General features: G+C 67.2%; 19 protein-coding genes. 11 read left to right on the top strand and 8 right to left on the bottom strand.

Features of this window, described 5'->3' with window-relative positions:
- Positions 1–83: 83 nt before the first annotated feature.
- A complete protein-coding gene (locus tag AC1DN0_RS35125) occupies positions 84–1,169 on the top strand; it encodes an IS630 family transposase (RefSeq protein WP_441637754.1) in 1,086 nt (361 codons plus the stop codon).
- 25 nt (positions 1,170–1,194) lie between these two features.
- On the opposite strand, the gene AC1DN0_RS35120 is transcribed toward AC1DN0_RS35125, so the two are convergent.
- From AC1DN0_RS35120 to tsaB, 4 genes are all read right to left on the bottom strand, one after another.
- Complete coding sequence (locus tag AC1DN0_RS35120; protein WP_477146378.1) at positions 1,195–2,349, bottom strand: DUF1853 family protein; 1,155 nt, start codon at positions 2,347–2,349, stop codon at positions 1,195–1,197.
- Positions 2,330–3,301, bottom strand: a complete 972-nt coding sequence (locus AC1DN0_RS35115) for a uracil-DNA glycosylase (RefSeq protein ID WP_441637660.1) — start codon at positions 3,299–3,301, stop codon at positions 2,330–2,332. The genes AC1DN0_RS35120 and AC1DN0_RS35115 overlap by 20 nt, the downstream gene beginning before the upstream one ends.
- The gene (rimI, locus tag AC1DN0_RS35110; RefSeq protein WP_035865087.1) at positions 3,298–3,792 is read right to left on the bottom strand and encodes a ribosomal protein S18-alanine N-acetyltransferase; all 495 of its coding nucleotides are present in this window, start codon (positions 3,790–3,792) and stop codon (positions 3,298–3,300) included. The genes AC1DN0_RS35115 and rimI overlap by 4 nt, the downstream gene beginning before the upstream one ends.
- Before the next feature lie 86 nt (positions 3,793–3,878).
- Positions 3,879–4,649, bottom strand: coding sequence for a tRNA (adenosine(37)-N6)-threonylcarbamoyltransferase complex dimerization subunit type 1 TsaB (gene tsaB / locus AC1DN0_RS35105; protein WP_441634681.1), 771 nt, complete (start codon positions 4,647–4,649; stop codon positions 3,879–3,881).
- Between the two features lie 199 nt (positions 4,650–4,848).
- Between tsaB and AC1DN0_RS35100 the strand changes: the two genes are divergently transcribed.
- Positions 4,849–5,118, top strand: coding sequence for an acyl-CoA-binding protein (locus tag AC1DN0_RS35100; RefSeq protein ID WP_035864953.1), 270 nt, complete (start codon positions 4,849–4,851; stop codon positions 5,116–5,118).
- Between the two features lie 23 nt (positions 5,119–5,141).
- Here AC1DN0_RS35100 and AC1DN0_RS35095 read toward each other — a convergent pair whose 3' ends face one another.
- The gene (locus tag AC1DN0_RS35095) at positions 5,142–6,620 is read right to left on the bottom strand and encodes a DHA2 family efflux MFS transporter permease subunit (RefSeq protein ID WP_441634679.1); all 1,479 of its coding nucleotides are present in this window, start codon (positions 6,618–6,620) and stop codon (positions 5,142–5,144) included.
- A complete protein-coding gene (locus AC1DN0_RS35090; RefSeq protein ID WP_477146377.1) occupies positions 6,617–7,087 on the bottom strand; it encodes an SRPBCC family protein in 471 nt (156 codons plus the stop codon). The genes AC1DN0_RS35095 and AC1DN0_RS35090 overlap by 4 nt, the downstream gene beginning before the upstream one ends.
- Positions 7,088–7,240: 153 nt before the next feature.
- Between AC1DN0_RS35090 and AC1DN0_RS35085 the strand changes: the two genes are divergently transcribed.
- The 7 genes from AC1DN0_RS35085 to AC1DN0_RS35055 all read left to right on the top strand — a co-directional run bounded on the left by AC1DN0_RS35085 (position 7,241) and on the right by AC1DN0_RS35055 (position 14,548).
- On the top strand, positions 7,241–7,972 hold the full coding sequence (locus AC1DN0_RS35085; protein WP_441634675.1) for an SGNH/GDSL hydrolase family protein: 732 nt from the start codon (positions 7,241–7,243) through the stop codon (positions 7,970–7,972).
- A gap of 214 nt (positions 7,973–8,186) precedes the next feature.
- A complete protein-coding gene (locus tag AC1DN0_RS35080; protein WP_441634673.1) occupies positions 8,187–8,618 on the top strand; it encodes a VOC family protein in 432 nt (143 codons plus the stop codon).
- 313 nt (positions 8,619–8,931) lie between these two features.
- Positions 8,932–10,119 (top strand): acyl-CoA dehydrogenase family protein, encoded by a 1,188-nt coding sequence (locus tag AC1DN0_RS35075; protein WP_441634671.1) that lies wholly within the window; start codon positions 8,932–8,934, stop codon positions 10,117–10,119.
- Between the two features lie 46 nt (positions 10,120–10,165).
- Positions 10,166–10,510 carry a DUF3088 domain-containing protein gene (locus AC1DN0_RS35070; RefSeq protein ID WP_441634669.1) on the top strand — a complete coding sequence of 115 codons (345 nt, stop codon included), beginning with the start codon at positions 10,166–10,168 and terminating at the stop codon, positions 10,508–10,510.
- 22 nt (positions 10,511–10,532) lie between these two features.
- Complete coding sequence (locus tag AC1DN0_RS35065) at positions 10,533–11,780, top strand: acyl-CoA dehydrogenase family protein (protein ID WP_477146376.1); 1,248 nt, start codon at positions 10,533–10,535, stop codon at positions 11,778–11,780.
- Entirely contained in the window at positions 11,777–13,132 is a 1,356-nt protein-coding gene (locus AC1DN0_RS35060) for an LLM class flavin-dependent oxidoreductase (RefSeq protein WP_441634665.1), read from the top strand. The genes AC1DN0_RS35065 and AC1DN0_RS35060 overlap by 4 nt, the downstream gene beginning before the upstream one ends.
- A 39-nt stretch (positions 13,133–13,171) precedes the next feature.
- Positions 13,172–14,548, top strand: a complete 1,377-nt coding sequence (locus AC1DN0_RS35055; RefSeq protein WP_477146375.1) for an LLM class flavin-dependent oxidoreductase — start codon at positions 13,172–13,174, stop codon at positions 14,546–14,548.
- Positions 14,549–14,864: 316 nt separating this feature from the next.
- On the opposite strand, the gene aceB is transcribed toward AC1DN0_RS35055, so the two are convergent.
- Together aceB and AC1DN0_RS35045 are read right to left on the bottom strand one after the other, a co-directional pair.
- On the bottom strand, positions 14,865–16,451 hold the full coding sequence (gene aceB / locus AC1DN0_RS35050) for a malate synthase A (RefSeq protein WP_441634661.1): 1,587 nt from the start codon (positions 16,449–16,451) through the stop codon (positions 14,865–14,867).
- 43 nt (positions 16,452–16,494) lie between these two features.
- Positions 16,495–17,196 carry a haloacid dehalogenase type II gene (locus AC1DN0_RS35045; RefSeq protein ID WP_045241533.1) on the bottom strand — a complete coding sequence of 234 codons (702 nt, stop codon included), beginning with the start codon at positions 17,194–17,196 and terminating at the stop codon, positions 16,495–16,497.
- Positions 17,197–17,438: 242 nt separating this feature from the next.
- Between AC1DN0_RS35045 and AC1DN0_RS35040 the strand changes: the two genes are divergently transcribed.
- A complete protein-coding gene (locus AC1DN0_RS35040; RefSeq protein WP_441634659.1) occupies positions 17,439–18,389 on the top strand; it encodes a LysR family transcriptional regulator in 951 nt (316 codons plus the stop codon).
- A gap of 111 nt (positions 18,390–18,500) precedes the next feature.
- Positions 18,501–18,935 (top strand): universal stress protein, encoded by a 435-nt coding sequence (locus AC1DN0_RS35035; RefSeq protein ID WP_035864994.1) that lies wholly within the window; start codon positions 18,501–18,503, stop codon positions 18,933–18,935.
- The last annotated feature ends 196 nt before the right edge of the window (positions 18,936–19,131 follow it).

The following is a 19,131-nucleotide window of genomic DNA, read 5'->3' as shown; positions in this document are numbered from 1 at the left end:
CTAGTGTCCCGCGTCAGAAGTTCCTTGCATTATTGACGCCACGTTGTAGTCTGCGTTGAAGGCACGCAAACGGCGAGGCGGTGATGAGAGGAAGACCAAAGGCGGAACTCGTGTTGAATGAGGTCGAACGTGAGCAACTCAAAGCGCTGACGATGCGGCGCAAGACCGCACAAGCGTTGGCTTTACGCGCGCGCATTGTGCTGGCTAGCGCTGAAGGCTTGGACAACAAGGCCGTCGCGGCAAAGCAGCGTGTCACTCAGCAAACCGTATCGAAATGGCGTGCGCGATTCGTGGCGCATCGGCTCGATGGACTGCTCGATGCGCCGCGCCCAGGGACACCGAGGTCCATCGATGATGCACAGGTGGACGCGGTTATTGCCAAGACGCTCGAATCCGTGCCAGCCAACGGCACCCACTGGAGCACGCGCAGTATGGCTCGCGCGGCGAATCTATCTCCGTCGACCGTGACGCGCATCTGGCGTGCCTTTGGACTGCAGCCACATCGACAGGAGACCTTCAAGCTCTCCACCGACCCATTATTCGTGGAGAAGGTGCGCGATATCGTGGGGTTGTACCTCGACCCACCGCTCAAAGCCATGGTGTTGTGCGTTGACGAGAAGAGCCAGATTCAAGCACTGGACCGCACGCAGCCCATCCTGCCGCTGGCGCCAGGSATCCCCGAGCGACGCACACACGACTACATGCGCCATGGCACGACAACGTTGTTCGCCGCGCTGGACATCGCCACAGGAAAGGTTATCGGTGAACTGCATCGCAGACATCGCAGCAGTGAGTTCCTGCAGTTTCTACGCACGATCGAAGCCAACGTGCCACCGAACCTCGACGTGCATCTCGTCATGGACAACTACGGCACGCACAAGACGCCGTCGATCAAGGCTTGGTTCGCTCGCCATCCGCGCTTCCATGTTCATTTCACACCGACCTCCGCCTCATGGATCAATCAGGTGGAACGCTGGTTTGCAGCCATCACGGAACAATACATCCGCCGCGGCACGCATCGATCAACTCGACAACTTGAGCAAGCCATCCAAAAATATCTCGACCTGAACAACGCCAACCCCACGCCTTTCGTGTGGACGAAGTCCGCCGATGACATCCTCGCCAGCATCAGGCGATTTTGTCTGCGAATATCTGACGCAGGACACTAGCCAGGCAGAGGGCCAGGCACGGCCCTCACCCCACCGGCCTGGCGATGCGCTGGCGCGCACGCTCCTCCCACCCCGGCGGCACCACGAAGCCGCGCGTACGTTCCCGCCACACGCCGGGCTGCCCCGCCGGCTCCACTTCGCATAGCATCACCGGGGCCTCGCGCCGCCAGTTCTTCTCGTGGTGCGTTTCGGCAAAGCGCTGCGCCAGGGCCTCATGCACCGCCTCCGGCGTCTCCGTATGCGCTTGCGCCACCCTGGCCGGCGCCATCCATGCCGAGCGCGGCAGCCGGTACCAGCGCGATCCTTCCCGCTTGCGCGCCCAGTCCGACCAGTCCTGCAAGGTAGACCACCAGCCATGCAAGTGGTCGGGCGCGATGYCCAGATCGCTGATGGCAGCCGGCACCACGCCGTCCCGGTAGAACAGCCACCCGAGCAGGTAGACCTCGCTGCGATCGACCGGCCGGCCCAGCAGCGCGCGGGCCTCCGGCGTGTGCGACAGCGGCAGCTGGCGGCGCACGATATGTTCGAGCTTGTCGCCCAGCCGGTCCACCAGGTTGGGACCGACAAAACAATGCCGGTCCAGCACGGCTTTGCCGGTCCCGCCATCGCGCGACCCGGCATCCGCCACGGGCTCGACCAGCAGGTAGAACTTGGCCGCCATCTCCCAGTGCACGGTGGCGCCGCTAGCCACGTCTCGCCAGACGAAATCCAGCTCCCCCAGCGTTTGCACGCCATGGGTGCCGGCGCGGCGCACCGGCAGGTTCGCCGCGAGCAGTTCCAGTCCCTCGGTGTGTTCCAGCGTGAATTGCAGCAGGCGTTCCGCGTGGCGGCCCAGGCGCAGGCTGGGCGCGGGCGACGGGCCGCGCACGCGCTGCTGTTCCTGGCCAAGCGCCAGCTCGGCAATGGTGGGCGGCAGCGAACCGGGATCGGCAGCCGGCAGCCAGCGCTGCCAGGCGGCCAGCGCCCCTTCAGGCCAGCGCGCCAGGGCCGCCTGCGAAGGCGCCGAGCCGTTGACGACGGGATGGGCCGCGTCAGCTTCGGGCAGGAACGCGAGCAATGGGGGCGAAAGCGAGCACCAGGCGAGTTCGCGCAGGCGCTGCGAGGCGGCATGGCGCCAGAGCGGCGCCATCTCGATGGCGCCGCCGGGGCTTAGCGCGAAATCAGGCCTTGGCTCCCGCACGGTCGTGCACCTCGCGTGCCAGGCACAGGTCCTCCCAGGCACGCGCCTTGTCGGACAAGGTGCGCAACAGGTAGGCGGGATGGTAGGTCACCACCACCGGGATGCCTTCATAGCTGTGGACGGTGCCGCGCAGCTTGCCAATCGGCGTGCTGGTGCGCAGCAGGGACTGAGCGGCAAAGCGCCCCAGCACCACGATCAGCTTGGGCTGGATCAATGCGATCTGGCGCTTCAGGTAGGGTTCGCACCGGGCGACCTCTTCCGGCTCGGGATTGCGGTTGCCGGGCGGGCGGCACTTGAGCACGTTGGCGATATACACGTTGCGTCCGCGCGCCAGGTCCAGGGCAGCCAGCATATTGTCGAGCAGCTTGCCGGCCTGGCCGACGAAGGGCTCGCCCTGCTTGTCCTCGTTTTCGCCAGGCGCCTCGCCGATCAGCATCCATTCGGCCTGGCGGTCGCCCACGCCGAATACAGTCTGGGTGCGGCCGTTGCACAACTGGCAGTCCACGCAGCCCGAGACGCGCTGTTCGAGCGCGGTCCAGTCCAGCGCGGCAATGGCGGCGGAACGCGCATCGGCGTCCACACCCGGTTGGGCTGCCGGCGAGGGATCGAAGCCGCTTTCCGCCGGGATCGCGACGGGCGGCCGGGGGGGAAGGCGGACCGGTGCGGGGACGGGTCCGGCATCCATGTCTGGCCCCCATGCGGAAGGCGCCGCCACTGCAACCGCGTCGTCCGCGCCGGCTCCGGCTGGCGCATCGACAGCGGCAGCGCGCGTGATGACAACCTGCGCGGCTTCCTGCGCGGGCAGGTCGTCGTGATCCAGGGCATCTTCACCGGCGGAGGCATCCGCGGCCGCCCCGGGTGGCTCGGCGGCCTCCGGCATGGCTGGCGCGCGGCGCAGCACCCATTCATCGGCAATGCCGAGCACTTCGAGAAACCTGGCGCGGCGGCTCATGGCATGGCCTCCACAGGCGCCCAGGCGCGGCGCAGCACCAGCGCATCCTCCCGCGCATGGCCCGCGGCCGGGTAATAGCCCTTGCGCCGCCCGATCTCGGCAAAGCCCGCCTGGCGGTACAGCTCGATTGCACCGACGTTGGATGGCCGCACTTCCAGCAGCATGGTATGCAGGTGATGCCCGTGCGACGTGGCCAGGGCGACGGCCAGCAGCAGCCGGCCCAGCCCGCCACGCTGGCGCACCGGGTCCACGGTGATATTGAGCAGGTGCATCTCGTCGACCACCGGCATCAGCACCGTATAGGCAACCAGCACGCCGCCGGGATCCCGCAAAGTCAGGCCAATATGCCCCGCCTTGACGGAGTTCTCGAAATTGCCGCGCGTCCACGGATGGCTATAGGCCCTGGCTTCGATCTCCGCGACGGCTTCGACATCCAGCGCGCTCATGCGGCCGATGGCCCAGCCTGCCGGTATGCTCGGCATCACCGGCATGTCGGGCCACGCGCAGCCGGCGCCGGCTCCCTGGCCAGAGCCGGGACGGGCCGCGCCGTCGGCGGGTGGCAGGTTGCGCTCCACGCTCACGGCTGCTCCCCCGCCGCGGCCAGCGAGGCGCGCCGCGCCGCCGCGGCCTGGCGCTCGGCGATGGTCTGGGCAACCTTGTCGCGCAGGTAGATCGGCATGGCGTCCGCCGCCGCGACGGTTTCATTGCGTGCCAGCGCGCGCAGGGCAATCGATACCAGCGCCGGCGCGGCGGGCAAGGCTTCGGGCACGCTTTGCTGCGCAATCCCCGTGGCCTTGAGGCGCTCGCCAAACACGGCAGCGGCGCTGCCGGCCAGCCAGAACGGCCCTGCCGGCAGGCTGACGGCCTCGGGCGGGCACACCTGCATTTCGGTCGCTGCCTGCCACTCGTGCGCGCCGGCATCCCAGCGGAAAGCGCCCGCATAGGCTTCGTCCATGCGCGCATCCAGGGCAACCAGCACCGACACGCCGGGCGGCAAGGCGGGCATCCCCTCCCCGCCCAGGCGCACGCGCTCGGCACAGGCCATCAGCGAATTGACGGGAATCACCGGCAGGTCGGCCCCGAAGGCCAGCCCCTGGGCCACGCCGCAGGCGGTGCGCAGGCCCGTGAAGGAGCCCGGCCCGGCGCCAAACGCGATGGCGGCACAATCGGACAAGGCGATGCCGGCCTCGGCCAGCAGCTCGCCGGCGGCCGGCAACACGCGGGAAGAGGAGCGCGGGCCGGTATGTTCATGACGAACCAGGCACTCAAGGGCGCCGCCATCGGCAAGGCGCCCGAGCGCGACCGAACACCACTCGGTGGAGGTTTCAACTGCAAGAATCCAGGACATGGCGAGATTGTATCCGGAGCGACCTCAAAAGCTGAACTTGCGCGCGTCCGGGCCAACCCGCAACCGGGCGCCCCTTCCCCGCGGACTGAAGTGTTCTTCGGTTTCTTTCGGCGCCAACGCACCGTGGCGGGCGCTATCATCGCGGCTCACGCGCTTTGTCCCCCAACGCTTCCCCTTCAAACCCATCCCGGAGAATCCCATGAGCGACCTGCAGGCACGCTTCGCCCAAGCCCAGCTCGACGTCAAGCAACTGACCGAGCGCCCCAGCAACATGACCCTGCTGCGCCTGTATGCGCTGTTCAAGCAGGGCAGCGAGGGCGACGCCCACGGCGACAAGCCGGGCATGACCGATTTCGTCGGCCGCTACAAGTTCGAGGCCTGGGAGACGCTCAAGGGCACGTCCCAGGACGACGCCAGGGAAAAATACATCGCGCTGGTGGAGGAACTGCGCAGCGGCACCACCGCCTGAAGCCGGACCGCCCCCCGGTCCCCCTAGGCCTGCGCCGCGTCGGACAGCGGCCTTGGCCGGATCCGCCAGGCCGCCAGGATCGCGGTGGCGATAACCAGCCCCACCGCGAGGAAGGTTTCGTCGAAGGCGCGGATGCGCGCGGCGGCGTCGCCTTCCGGGCCGAGCACCGCGCCCTGCGCCGCCAGCCGCCATTGCAGCCCCACCCCGGCCAGGCTCACGCCGATGGCGCCACCCAGTTGCCGCAGGAAGTTGATACAGCTGGAGCCCTGCGCGATCAGCGAATAATCCACGCCGCGCATCGCACCCAGCGTCAGCGAAGGCAGGATGCAGCCCAGCCCGATGCGGCCGAGTATCGCAAACCCCACCAGCAGCAGGTAAGGCGTGGCCTTGGTGCCCATCGCCATCAGCAGGAAGGAAGCCGCCAGCAGCGCGAGGCCGACGGATACCTGCCAATGCGGCGCGACGCGATTGGACAGGCGTCCCGACGCGGCGATGGTCAAGGCCAGCGCGATGCCCGCAGGCAACAGCACCAGGCCGGCGCGCGACGGCGTATAGGCCAGCGCCAACTGCATATAGACCGGCAGCAGGTAGGTGGACCCGAACAGCCCCGCGCCGTAGATGAACGCCACCACTGCCCCGGCCGCGAACTGCTGGTAGCTGTACAGGCGCATATTCATCAGCGGATGGGCGGCGCGCAACTGCCACAGCACGAACACCACCAGCATCAGTACCCCGAAGCCGGCCAACGCCAGCCCGGCCGGCAGGCTTTCACGCATCTGCACCAGCCCGTTGAGCAAGCTCACGGTGGCAATACCGGCCAGCCCCAGGCCCTGCCAGTCGAGCGGCTTGCGCTCGCCCATCATGGCGGAGTCCACCGCCATGAAGCGCCGCGCCATCCACAGCCCGATCAGCGTCAGCGGCACCACCACGAAGAAAATCGAGCGCCAGCCGAAGGCCTCCACCAGGAAGCCGCCCAGGCTCGGCCCCAGCGCCGGCGCCAGCACCACGCCGAAGCCGAACAGGCTGACCGCCTTGCCCTGCTCGCGCTCCTCGAACACCCGCAGGATCAGGATATTCGGCAGCGGCTGCAGGATCCCCGCGGCAACGCCCTCGGCCGCCCGCATGGCGATCATCACGCCGTAAGTCGGTGAAAATCCGCCAACCAGCCCGCCCGCGCCCAGCAGCAACAGGCTGCCCAGGAAGGTGCGGCGCAGGCCATAGCGGTTGAGCAGCCAGGGGGTCAGCAGCATCGACAGCGTCATGGCGATCATGAAGCTGGCCGCCACCCATTGCGCGCGCTCCTGCCCCAGCACGAAATGCCGGCTCAGGTCCGGAATGGCCACGTTGATGATGGTCGACGACACGATCGATGAGACCGTCCCCAGCATCAGCGTGAGCAGCACCAGCCAGCGCAGGCGGCTGCCATAGCGCGCCCGCAGCGATTCCCGGGTCGGTCCGCCCGGCTGCCCKCCGGGGGCAGGCGACGAAGGCTGCCCGCTCACCCCAGCCGCCCGAGGGCTGCCATTTCGCGAATCTTGCGCACGGTGTCGAGGTCGGCCTCATGGTAGGCCGACTTGACGATCTCGGCGTAACGGTCGTCGCCGCTGTCGTCCACCGCGGGCATGGTGGTCTCGTAGATAAAGCGCAGCAGCAGCGCGCCAGGGCCCGGCGTCTCGATCGCCATGGTCAGGGTGCCGCCTGCGTGTTCGTCCGTGGGGGCGGTCTCATAGCGCACCACGCGGCGTCGCTCGAAGACCACGCGGTCGCGGATCGTGGCCTTGCCGAAGTGCAGCTTGCGCTCGACCCAGTCGTCGCCCCGTTCCACGATCTCCGCGCGGTCCAGCCCCATCACAAACAGCTCGGGCTCGGCACTGCGCAGCACCAGCCCTTGCCAGAGCTGCTCCGGCGTAAGCATGTCCAACTGGATATTTCGTGGATCGTTGATCTCCACCAGGTGCTCGAAACKCAACTTCACTCTCCCGATCTATTGTTAGCCGATATTATGAGGGTTTCCGAGCCAAGGTTCGCAGCAAAACTTCCGCGCCCGGAACCCTGTCGCAAAGCTGCCAATGCGGCTTTACCCGACGCTTCCCGCCAGTCCTGCCCGCCACGGAGAATGCCCATGAGCCATCCCCCGCAGTCCGCTACCGTTCCCTCCCCCCTCGACAGCGCGTACGCCGACCCGCTCCAGGTATTGGTCTATGCCGACTCGCTGTCGTGGGGCATCGTGCCGGGAACGCGGCAGCGCCTGCCCTGGCCGGTGCGCTGGCCTGGGCGCCTGGAGCTTGCCCTGAATGTGGCGAACGGCGCGGCCGCCGGCGGCCAGCGCCCGGTCCGCATACTCGAAGACTGCCTCAACGGCCGCCGCACGGTCTGGGACGACCCCTTCAAACCCGGCCGCAACGGCATCCAGGGCCTGGCACAGCGCATGGAAATGCACGCGCCGCTGGCCCTCGTCATCCTGATGCTCGGCAGCAACGACTTCCAGTCCATGCACCCGCACAATGCCTGGCATGCCGCGCAAGGCATCGGCGCCCTGCTCGACGCGATCCGCGGCGCGCCCATCGAGCCCGGCATGCCGGTGCCGCCGGTACTGGTGCTGGTGCCGCCCCCCATCACTAAGCCGCGCGGGCCGCTGGCGCCCAAGTTCGCGGGTGGCGAGCACAAATGCGCCGGGCTGGCGCAAGCCTTTGAGGCGGTCTGCCGCGCCCGCGGTTGCGACTGGTTCGACACCGGCACGGTGATCCGCAGCAGCGAGGTCGACGGCGTGCACCTTGATGCCGCCGACCATATGGCGCTCGGCGATGCGCTGGCGCCCGTCGTGGCCGCGCTGCTGGCGCCGGCGCGCGCCTGAAGGCCGCTCCGGGCGCCTTGCCAGCCTTGCGCGGACGGGCGCCGGCTACAACACTCCTGACAGTATTTGTCAGGAGTGTTGGCGCACAATCCCGCTCCTCACTCAGCGGATGTTTGCTGGCAAGCGTCTGACTCACCATCCGCATCCGGCACGCACGTGGCGGCAGGCGGAACGCTCCGGAGTGAAATCGCCCCAATCTAAGCAGGAGGCAGCGATGCAATTGCTGGTCAATATCGATGTCGACGACCTCGCGCGCGGCATCGGCTTCTATCAGCGCGGCCTGGGACTGCGCCTGGCGCGCAAGCTGTTCGACGGAACCGTGGCAGAAATGGCGGGCGGCACCACGCCCATCTACCTGCTCGCCGGTGCGCCAGGCACCTCGCCCGGCGCACGTGCCGACGGACGGCGCAACTATCGCCGGCGCTCGATGCCGGTACAACTCGACTTTGTGGTGGAAGACCTCGAAGCCGCCATCGAGCGCGCGCTGGAAGCCGGCGCCGAACTCGAGGACTGGCCGCAGGATTTCGTCTGGGGCCGGCAGGCCATGCTGTCCGATCCCTTCGGCCATGGCATCTGTTTCATCGAGTGGAAGGGCGAAGGATACGGTGCTGCAATGGACGGGAAACGAGCCGTGGAGGCGGCCTAGCGGCGGCGCTGCCGCAAGCGCGGTTCGCCTGGGCACGGGCCCCTTCCGAACTGTCGCGAGGAAATTCCTGCGAGTGGCCATCGCGGCGGGCCGCCATCCATAAAAGTGGATATGCAAGCGCAGTTTGCTTCGTTGGTGGCGTGGCGAGCTTGTTCTATCGTGTCTCCGGTGCAAACAACGAGACGACAAAGAGAAGACAACGCTGAGCTTGCCAGGGACATCGCCGGCCAACCTGCCGGCCGTGTTCCGGCGGGCTCCAGGCCCAACCGGACCGCCCGGCGCATCGCCGCCGGTCCACCTCGCCAAATCAAGCATGTCCACCTTCGGCCCGGATCTGACCGATCCCTTCGTCGCCCGCGCAGTGGTGCTGCGCGAGTCCTTCCATACCGATGCCGCGCAGCGCGACAAAGCCGGCGGCCGGCCCACCGCGCAGATTCGCCTGCTCAAGGAAAGCGGCCTGCTGGCGGCCGGCATTCCGGCGGCTTACGGCGGCGGCGGCGCTTCGTGGCTGTCGCTGCTGCGGGTCGTGCGCGAGTTCGCGCGCACCGATGGCTCGCTGGCCCACCTCTTCGGCTACCACCACCTCCCCGTGCATACCGTGCTGGCGCGCGGCGCGCCGGAGCAGAAAGACCGCCTCCTGCGTGAGGCCGCGCAGCAGCAATGGCTATGGAGCAATTCGGGCAATGCCCTGTCGAAGACCTCCGGCGCCCGGCGCGCGCCCGGCAACGATGGCTGGATAGTCACCGGCTTCCGGCCCTTCTCCAGCGGCACGCATGTGGCCGACGTGATCCAGGTCGCCTGGGAAAACGAACTCGGCCAGCGGCTGACGGGCGTCGTGCCGGCGGAGCGCGCCGGCATCGTGATCGAGGATGACTGGGACGGCATCGGCCAGCGCCAGACCGGCAGCGGCACCGTCACCTTCAACGGCGTGCTGGTGCGCGACGACGAACTCCTGGGCCAGCCCGACGATCCGCTGACGCCCTTTGCCTCGCTGGTCACGCTGCTGCAGCAAAGCGTGCTGCTCAATGTGTTCATTGGCACGGCGCAGGGAGCGCTGGACGAAGGCCGTGCCTATACCGCCACGCAGTCGCGCCCGTGGATCCACTCGGGCGTGGCGCGCCATGTCGATGACCCGTGGGTCCAGCGCAAGTACGGCGAACTCGCCATCCGCACGCTGGCGGCCACGGAACTGGCCGACCAGGCCGCGCGCAGCCTGGACGCGATCTACCGCCACGGCGCGGCGCTGACGCCGGAGTTGCGCGGACGCGCGGCGATCGAACTGGCCACGGCCAACCTGTACGCGGGGGAAACCGGTCTGGCCGTTTCCAGCGAGATCTTCGAGGTCATGGGCGCGCGCTCCGCCACCAACGCCAACGGCTTCGACCGCTTCTGGCGCAACGTGCGCACGCATACGCTGCACAACCCGGCGGAATACAAGAAACGCACGGTGGGCACATGGCTGCTCACGGGCGAATTCCCCTCCCCGGCCGTGTACCGCTGACTTTACCGATCACCCGGTATTCCATTGATTCATTTCATTGATTCCCATGAGCCGCGATCGACTGTTCCTGCTGCAACCCGGATTCACCGACCCCAAGCAACCCGGCGAACGCTACGTCTGCCCGCATTGCCTGGCCATCGAAGGCTTGCTGGCCTCTGACCCGGCGCTGGCCGGGCATCTCGACATCACGCGCGTGCCCTTCGCGCGTCCGCGCCAGACGGTGATCGCCGTGCTCGGCGAAGCGCACCAGGGCCTGCCCGCGCTGGTCCTGGGCGACGCCGCGCCGGCACCCGCCGATGCGCAAGCCCTGGGCGAACTGCGCTTCGTCACCGACAGCCGCCGCATCCTCGAACTGCTGGCCGAACGCCACGGTTTTGCCAAGGTGCACTGAGCGCACCAACCGGAACGCCATCATGACCGCTAACGTCGCTTACCTTCACGCGCTGGAAGATGCAGCGCCCGCGCTGTTCGAACCCGACTCCGGCAACCCCTTCGTCACGCGCGCCGTGGCACTGCGCGACCGCTTCGCCGGAGACGCCATCGCGCGCGACCAGGCCGGCGGGAAACCACTGGCACAGATCCGCTTGCTCAAGGAGCACGGCCTGCTGGCCCTACTGCTGCCGCGCGAGCATGGCGGCCAGGGCGAGTCCTGGTCGACCGTGCTGCGCATCACACGCCTGTTCGCACAGGTGGATGGCTCGCTTGGCCATCTGTTCGGCTATCACTACAGCAGCCTGCTGAGCCCGCGCTTGCGCAATGCACCGGAGAAGGCGGCCAGCCTGTGGCGCCGGTCAGTCGAGGGCAACTGGTTCTGGGGCAATACCGCCAACAGCTTTTCCAACAGCCTGTTTGGCCGGCGCGACGGGGAGTGGTTCGTGCTGGACGGCTACCGCCCCTTCACCTCGGGCTCGCATGTCGCCGACTTCCTGGCGATTGCCTGGGAGGATGCCGAAAGCGGCGAGCGACGCTTCGCCGCGATTCCCGCGGACCGCGAGGGCATCGTGATCGAGGATGACTGGGACGGCATCGGCCAGCGCCAGACCGGCAGCGGCCGCGTCACCTACCGCGGCGTGCGCGTACACCAGGACGAGGTGCTGGGCGAGCCCGTGCCGCTGAAYCCCACCGGCGCGCCGCCCGAGCCCTACCGCACGGTCACGCCGCTGCAGCAGCAAAGCGTGCTGCTCAACGTGTTTATCGGCACGGCCCAGGGCGCGCTGCGCGCCGGGCGCGAATACACGGTGCACCAGTCGCGCCCGTGGATCCACTCGGGCGTGGAGCRCCATGTCGACGACCCCTGGGTGCGGCGCCAGTACGGCGAACTCTGGGTCAGGACCCAGGCTGCCACCGCGCTGGCCGACCGCGCGCTGGCGGCGCTCGACGGCGTGCAGGCGCGCGGCGAAAAGCTCACCGCCGAAGAACGCGGCGAAGCGGCTGTCGCCATTGCGGCAGCCAATGTGCTGGCCGGCGAAGTCGCTTTGCAGGTCTCCAGCGATATCTTCGAAGTCACCGGCGCACGCTCGGCGGTGCGCAAGGTTGGCCTGGACCGCTTCTGGCGCAACGCCCGCATCCACACGCTGCACAACCCGTCGGAATACAAGACCCGCAATGTAGGCCGCTGGGTACTCGGCGAAGGCCATCCGGAACCGGGGACATTCCAATGAGCGCACCGCTTGCATCGCGCCGGCCGCGCCAGCTTCACCTCAACATCAACATCCTGCATTCGGGTTTCGTGCCGTCGGCCTGGCGGCTGCCCGAGAGCGACCCCGGCGCCTTCGCCGATGTGCGGCACTACATCCGCGTGGCGCAGATCGCCGAGGCCGGCAAGCTCGACGCGGTCTTCCTCGCGGATAACGCCGCCATCGTCGACCAGATCCACTTCCGCCCGATCACCGCGCTGGAGCCGACCGTGCTGCTGGCGAGCATCGCGGCGGCCACCACGCATATCGGCCTGATCGGCACGGCGTCCACCAGCTACAACGAGCCCTACAACATCGCGCGGCGTTTCGCCACGCTGGACCACGTGAGCGCCGGGCGCGCCGGATGGAATGTGGTCACCACCGCCGACGCGCCCTCGGCGCGCAACTTCGGGCGCGACGCGGCGCCGGATCACGCGCAGCGCTATGCGCGCGCTTCCGAGTTCACCGCGGTCGTCAAGGCGCTGTGGGACAGCTGGGAGGACGATGCCTTCGTCGGCGACAAGACATCGGGCCGCTTCGTCGACCCGGGCAAGGTGCTGCCGATCGCGCACCATGGCGAGCATTTCTCGGTGCAAGGACCGCTCAACCTGCCGCGTTCGCCGCAAGGCCATCCGGTGGTGGTGCAGGCAGGCGGCTCCGCGGATGGCCGCGAGCTGGCGGCGCGCCACGCGGAAGCCGTGTTCTCGGCCTCGCAATCGTTCGAGGAGTCGCTGGCCTACGGGCGCGAGCTGAAATCGCGCGCGCAGGCGCTAGGGCGCGGACCCGATGCCGTTCAGGTGCTGGCGGGGCTGACCACCATCATCGGCGCAACGGAAGCACAGGCGCGCCGGCGGCGCGACGAGCTGGTCGACCTGATCCCGTGGGACTACAGCCTGACGCGGCTGGCCGGCACGCTGGGCATCACGCCGGACCGCCTCAAGCTCGACGAACGCCTGCCCGCCAGCCTCGCCCTGCCGGCCAATGGCAACGGCAACCATACCTTCTTCAATGCCACGCTCGCGCTGGCGCGGCGCCACGGCTATACCGTGCGCGAACTGATCCGCGAGCTGGCGGGCGGCGGCGGGCACCGCGTGATCGTCGGCACGCCGGAGCAGATCGCCGACGACATCGAGCACTGGTTCCGGCACGGCGCGGCCGACGGCTTCAACCTGATGCCCGATGCATTGCCCGGCGGACTGCAGGATTTTGTCGACGGCGTGGTGCCGATCTTGCAGCGGCGCGGCATCTTCCGCACGGAGTACGAAGGCGGCACGCTGCGCGAGCATCTGGGCCTGGCACGGCCGCAAGGGCGGCAAAGCGCCCGCGAGTCGGCCTGACACCAACACTGACATCAGCAAGACGCGAGACAATCCATCATGGCTCAACGTAGCGGTTTCCTCAGCCTGGGCGCCTTCCTTTACCCCAGCGGCCACCATATCGCCGCCTGGCGCCATCCCGACGCCAAGGCCGACGCCGGCATCGACTTCAGGCATTACGTGGCGCTGGCGCAGGCCGCCGAGGCGGCGAAGTTCGACCTGATCTTCCTGGCCGACGGCGTGGGCACGCGCGGCGACGATACCGAGTTTCTCAGCCGCACCGCGCACAGCTACCAGGCGCAGTTCGAACCCATCACCCTGCTATCGGCACTGGGCGCGGTGACCGAGCGCAKCGGCCTGGTCGGCACGGCATCGACGAGCTTCAACGAGCCCTATCACGTGGCCCGCAAGTTCGCCTCTCTGGACCACATTTCCGGTGGACGCGCGGGCTGGAACCTGGTCACATCGTCGAGCGAGCACGAAGCGCGCAACTTCAACCGCGACCACCACCTGGCGCATGCCGAGCGCTACGAGCGAGCCGCCGAATTTGCCGACGTGGTCACCGGCCTGTGGAACAGCTGGGAAGACGACGCCTTCCTGCGCGACAAGGCCAGCGGGCGCTACTACGATCCGGCCCGGCGCCATGTGCTGCGCCACAAGGGCAAGCATTTCTCGGTGCAGGGGCCGCTTAACGTTTCGCGGACGCCGCAGGGCCACCCGGTCGTGGTGCAGGCTGGCTCATCGGAAGCCGGCAAGGAGCTGGCGGCCCGCACCGGTGAGGCTGTGTTCACGGCGCAGCAGACCGTGGAGGACGCGGTGGCGTTCTATGCCGACGTCAAGGGGCGGCTAGCCAGATACGGCCGCGAGCCGGACGATCTCAAGATCCTGCCCGGCGTGTTCCCGGTCGTGGCGGAAAGCGAGAGCGAAGCCCGGGAGAAATTCGAGCAACTGCAATCGCTGATCGACCCCGTGGTCGGGCTGGCACTGGTATCGGGCCTGAGCGGCGGCTTCGACCTGTCCGGCTATCCGCTCGACGGGCCGATTCCCGAACTGCCCGAGACCAACGCCAGCAAGAGCCGCCAGCGCCTGGTGATCGATCTCGCGCGGCGCGAGAACCTGACCATCCGCCAGCTCTACCAGCGCGTGGCCGGCGCGCGCGGCCACTGGCAACTGGTCGGCACGCCCGTACAGATCGCGGACCAGCTCGAAGAGCGCTTCCGGAAATTCGGCGCCGACGGCTACAACATCATGTCGCCGGTATTGCCGGGCGGGCTCACCGATTTCATCGCGCTGGTGCTGCCGGAATTGCGCCGCCGCGGCCTGTTCCGTACCGAGTACTCGGGCAGCACGCTGCGCGAACACCTGGGCCTCAAGCGCCCCGCGCATCCCGCAGCCGCCYCCGGACCCGCCACCTCCATCATTGCCGCTGCCGCATGACCACTTCGCCCTCCCTCCCCGCATCCGATCCGGACTTCCTCGCGCGTGAAACGCTGCGCCCGCTCGGACCCGCAGCACGTCACTACGGCAAGTGCGCTGCTATCCATTGCGACACGAAGACCGTACACCCGATGAACAGTGTGAAGCCGATGCAATAAGCGCTGAGGATGTGCCAGCGGGCGGCGGACCGCCGAACCAGCGCCACCGGCAGCGGATGTGCCCAGCCGGGCGCATCCATAAAAAAACCCGCAGCGCGGGTGGCTGCGGGTTATTTACGCCGGGGCAGAACCCCGGCCAGTCTACTGCAACGGTCCGATCAGATTTCCTCGTACAGCGGCAGCGTCAGGAACTCGGCAAAATCTTCCGACGTGGACATCTGCTCGAAGATTTCGCCGGCGCGGTCATAGGTCCTGGTGTCGCCACCGACGAACTCCTTGACCTTGGCCAGTTCTTCCGGGATCAGCGCGCGCACCATCTCTGCGGTCACCTTGCGGCCGTCTTCCAGCTTGCCCTTGGGCGAGCGGATCCACTGCCACACTTGCGAGCGCGAGATTTCGGCGGTGGCGGCGTCTTCCATCAGGTTATGGATGGGCACGCAGCCGTTGCCGGCCAGCCAGGAGCCGAGGTAGTGGATGCCGACGTTGATGTTCATGCGCAGGCCGGCTTCGGTGATCGGGGTTTCCGGCTGGAAGTCCAGCAGGTCCTTGGCGGTCACGTTAACGTCGTCGCGCTGCTTGCCGAACTGGTTGGGCGCGTCGCCCAGCACTGCCACGAATTCCTTCATGGCCGGCTCGACCAGTCCCGGGTGCGCCACCCAGCCGCCGTCGTAGCCGTCGGTGGCATCGCGCTTCTTGTCGTTGATGATGCCTTGCATGGCGATGGCGTTCTTCTCCGGATCGTTCTTGATCGGGATCAGTGCGCTCATGCCGCCGATGGCGGGCGCGCCGCGCTTGTGGCAGGTCTTGAGCAGCAGCAGCGCGTACGAGCGCATGAACGGCGAGGTCATGGTGACCTTGGCGCGGTCGGCCAGGCAGAAGTTCTTGTCAACCTTGAACTTCTTGATGCACGAGAAGATGTAGTCCCAGCGGCCGGCGTTCAGGCCAGCGCTGTGCTCGCGCAGTTCATACAGGATTTCTTCCATCTCGAAGGCGGCCAGGATCGTTTCGATCAGCACGGTCGCCTTGACGGTGCCTTGCGGCAGGCCGATTTCGTTCTGGGCCATGACGAAGACGTCGTTCCACAGACGGGCTTCGAGGTGGCTTTCCATCTTCGGCAGGTAGAAGAACGGGCCGGCGCCGCGTGCGATCTGTTCCTTGGCGTTATGGAACAGGAACAGCGCGAAATCGAAGATGCCGCCGGAGACGCGCTGGCCGTCGATGGTGACGTGCTTTTCGTCCAGGTGCCAGCCGCGCGGGCGCACTTGCAACGTGGCGATCTTGTCGTTGAGCTTGTAGTGCTTGCCGTTCGAGTCCAGCGTGAGGGTGCGGCGCACGGCGGCCTTGAGGTTCACCTGACCCTGCAACTGGTTGTGCCAGTTGGGGGTGTTGGAGTCCTCGAAGTCGGTCATGTAGCTGTCCGCGCCGGAGTTGAACGCGTTGATGACCATCTTGGCTTCCACCGGGCCGGTGATTTCCACGCGGCGGCAATGCAGCGCGGGGGGCACCGGCGCGACCTTCCAGTCGCCTTCGCGCACGCTCTTGGTTTCAGGCAGGAAGTCGGGCAGCTCGCCGGCGTCCAGGCGCTTGGTGCGCTCGACGCGGGCAGCCAGCAGTTGCTGGCGGCGCGGCTCGAAGGCGCGATGCAGTTTGTCCACCAGGGCCAGGGCCGCCGGCGTGAGGATGTCTTCGTAGGCCGGCAGGATTTCGCCGGTAATCTTCATGCCCGCAGGCAGCGTGATGGCCATCAGTGTTCTCCTGTGATCGATGGTTTGTTTAGGGTGCCCGCTGTCAAACCGCCGCACCGCGGGTGCGGGCGAATTCGAGCAGGTCGTTCATGTCGTGCCCGGTGCCGGAGGGGCTCACATCGAGCTGCTCCGCCGGATGGCCGGCACGATTGATCCAGAACGTGGTGTAGCCATACCAGGTGGCGCCGCAAGCGTCCCAGCCGTTGGACGAGACGAAGAGGATTTCCCCGGCCGGTACGCCGAAGGCCTTGGGGCCCAGCGCGTAGGCGTCGGGCGCGGTCTTGTACATGCGCACCGCATCCACCGACAGCACGTGGTCGAACAGCCCGTGCATGCCGGCGCTCTTGACCGAGATGTCCAGCATCTCGGGATTGCCGTTGGACAGGATGCCCAGCGGCAGCCCGGCGGCCCGCAGGCGCTTGAGCGCCCCGAGATTCTCCGGGAAGGCAGACAGGCAGGCATATTCCTTGAGCAGCTGCGCCTCCGCGGCGGGGTTCAGCACCAGTTGCAGGCGCTCGGCGGCATAGCGCAGCGCGTCCACCGTGATCGCCCAGAACGGCTTGTAGTATGCGCCGTCGGGCGCGGCCAGCGAGCGGATGCGGGTGTAGTCGATCTGCCGCTCGCGCCACAGCAGCGCCAGCGCTTCGCCCTTGCCCGGAAACAATTGCTCCGCGCGCGCGGTGACGGAATACACGTCGAACAGCGTGCCGTAGGCATCGAAGACGACTGCGCGGATCTTTTGCATGAGCTGAAGCGGTTCCCCTGGGCAAACCCGGCAGGCCAGCGCATTGCGTGGGCCTGTACACCAATGAATGCATGCATTGTAGGGAGACGTTGCGGTGCGGCAAAGTCGGCCCGGGTCACTTGATCTTTTACTTTTACCCCACTAATCTTTGCGAACGCTGTAAAGAATAGGCACCAAATCCACCCCATTGCTTCAAGCCCCCCGATTTTTGGGCGGAATGAGGCACAAAACTGGCGAATACCGTGGATCATTTCAAGCAATTGGAGACGTTCGTCTCCGTGGCCGCGCGGGGCAGCCTGTCGGCGGCGGCGGCGGCGGAGGGCGTGGCGCCTGCCATCATCGGGCGCCGCATCGATGCGCTGGAAGAGCGCCTGGGCGTCAAGCTGCTGCTGCGCACCACCCGCAAGATCAGCCTGACCTTCGAGGGCTCGGCGTTCCTGGAGGACTGCCAGCGCATCCTCAACGACCTGCACAACGCCGAAGCCAGCGTCTCGGCCGGCGGCGTCAAGGCCAGCGGCCACCTGCGCGTGACCGCGCCGGCTGGCTACGGGCGCAAGCATGTGGCGCCGCTGGTGCCGCTGTTCATCGAGTCGCATCCGGATGTGACCATCACCCTGGACCTGTCCGACCGCGTGGTCGACCTGGTCAACGAGGGCTTCGACTGCGCCATCCGCCTGGGCGACCTGCCCGATTCCAGCCTGGTCTCGATCCGCCTGGCCGAGAACCGGCGCGTGGTGGTGGCCTCTCCCAATTACCTGTCGCGTCACGGCGTACCCGCCCTGCCCGAGGACCTGACCCGCCACAATTGCCTGGCCTTCGGCGCCAGCGCCAATGTGCAGCGCGGCTGGGCCTTCCAGCAGGAAGGACGCCCTCTCACCGTCAAGGTCGGCGGCACCATGGAATGTTCCGATGGCGCGGTGCTGCACGCCTGGTGCCTGCAAGGCCACGGGCTGGCCTGGCGATCATGGTGGGAGGTGGGGCAAGAGATCGCGAGTGGCCGGCTGGTCACCGTGCTGGATGAGTTCCAGGCGCCGCCGATCGGCATTCATGCGGTCTTTCCGCAGCGCAAGCACTTGCCGCTGCGCGTGCGGCTGTTTATCGACCATCTGAAGAACACCTACGGGAATCCGGCGTACTGGCGGCGCGCGGAACAAGCTTCCGCCGCCAGGCAGCAACTGGCGGTCAATCAGTAATTTGATATAAGGCAATGACGCATGAGCCACCCCTGCCTACAATGAAATCCGACAGGTGCCGTGCGGCCTGCCCCCCACCACCCGTTAAACCGCGTCCCTAAGGAGTCCAGCATGTTCAAGCACATCCTGCTACCCACCGACGGTTCGGAGCTGTCCAAGAAAGCCATCGACGGCGCGCTGGAACTGGCCAAGACAATCAATGCGCGGGTCACCGCCTATGTCTGCCTGGAGGAATATCCCTACACGCCCTTCAGCGAGATCGTGGTGGAAGCGCCCCAGGCCTTCAAGGACCGCATCGAAAGCCAGGCCAAGCTGTACCTGAAGGAAGTGGAAACCGCAGCCAGGGCCGACGGCATCAGTTTTGACGCCGACATGAGCACCTTTGCCGTGCCCTACCTGGGCATCATCGACGCGGCCGAGCGCCATGGCTGCGACGTGATCTTCATGGCATCGCATGGCAGGCGCGGTCTCTCCGGCCTGTTGCTGGGCAGCGAAACACAGAAGGTACTCACGCACACAGACATTCCGGTCATCGTGTATCGCTGAGCGCCGGCACGCGCCATGGCATGAGGCGGTGGAATTCAAAAAGGCTGGCTGCCCGTCGGGGCAGCCAGCCTTTTCATCCTTCCGTCCTTCCGTCTAACCGGCTGCGCCGGTTGAGATCAGCTGGCCGACTTGATGCGGTCTTCGATATGCTTGGCGCGGTCTTCCGAGCCAGGGTGCGACGTGAACTTGCCCGACT

The organism is Cupriavidus sp. 05N39 (genome assembly GCF_056397325.1).
Note: the sequence above shows the minus strand (reverse complement) of the source record. Positions and strands in the feature narration are given on the sequence as shown.

Bases quoted from the DNA above. Each gene is read 5' to 3' on its own strand.
- AC1DN0_RS35115 (WP_441637660.1), bottom strand. From the start codon at position 3,301: ATGAGCCGCCGCGCCAGGTTTCTCGAAGTGCTCGGCATTGCCGATGAA.
- rimI (WP_035865087.1), bottom strand. From the start codon at position 3,792: ATGCCGGTGATGCCGAGCATACCGGCAGGCTGGGCCATCGGCCGCATG.
- tsaB (WP_441634681.1), bottom strand. From the start codon at position 4,649: ATGTCCTGGATTCTTGCAGTTGAAACCTCCACCGAGTGGTGTTCGGTC.
- AC1DN0_RS35100 (WP_035864953.1), top strand. From the start codon at position 4,849: ATGAGCGACCTGCAGGCACGCTTCGCCCAAGCCCAGCTCGACGTCAAG.
- AC1DN0_RS35085 (WP_441634675.1), top strand. From the start codon at position 7,241: ATGAGCCATCCCCCGCAGTCCGCTACCGTTCCCTCCCCCCTCGACAGC.
- AC1DN0_RS35080 (WP_441634673.1), top strand. From the start codon at position 8,187: ATGCAATTGCTGGTCAATATCGATGTCGACGACCTCGCGCGCGGCATC.
- AC1DN0_RS35075 (WP_441634671.1), top strand. From the start codon at position 8,932: ATGTCCACCTTCGGCCCGGATCTGACCGATCCCTTCGTCGCCCGCGCA.
- AC1DN0_RS35070 (WP_441634669.1), top strand. From the start codon at position 10,166: ATGAGCCGCGATCGACTGTTCCTGCTGCAACCCGGATTCACCGACCCC.
- AC1DN0_RS35060 (WP_441634665.1), top strand. From the start codon at position 11,777: ATGAGCGCACCGCTTGCATCGCGCCGGCCGCGCCAGCTTCACCTCAAC.
- aceB (WP_441634661.1), bottom strand. From the start codon at position 16,451: ATGGCCATCACGCTGCCTGCGGGCATGAAGATTACCGGCGAAATCCTG.
- AC1DN0_RS35045 (WP_045241533.1), bottom strand. From the start codon at position 17,196: ATGCAAAAGATCCGCGCAGTCGTCTTCGATGCCTACGGCACGCTGTTC.
- AC1DN0_RS35035 (WP_035864994.1), top strand. From the start codon at position 18,501: ATGTTCAAGCACATCCTGCTACCCACCGACGGTTCGGAGCTGTCCAAG.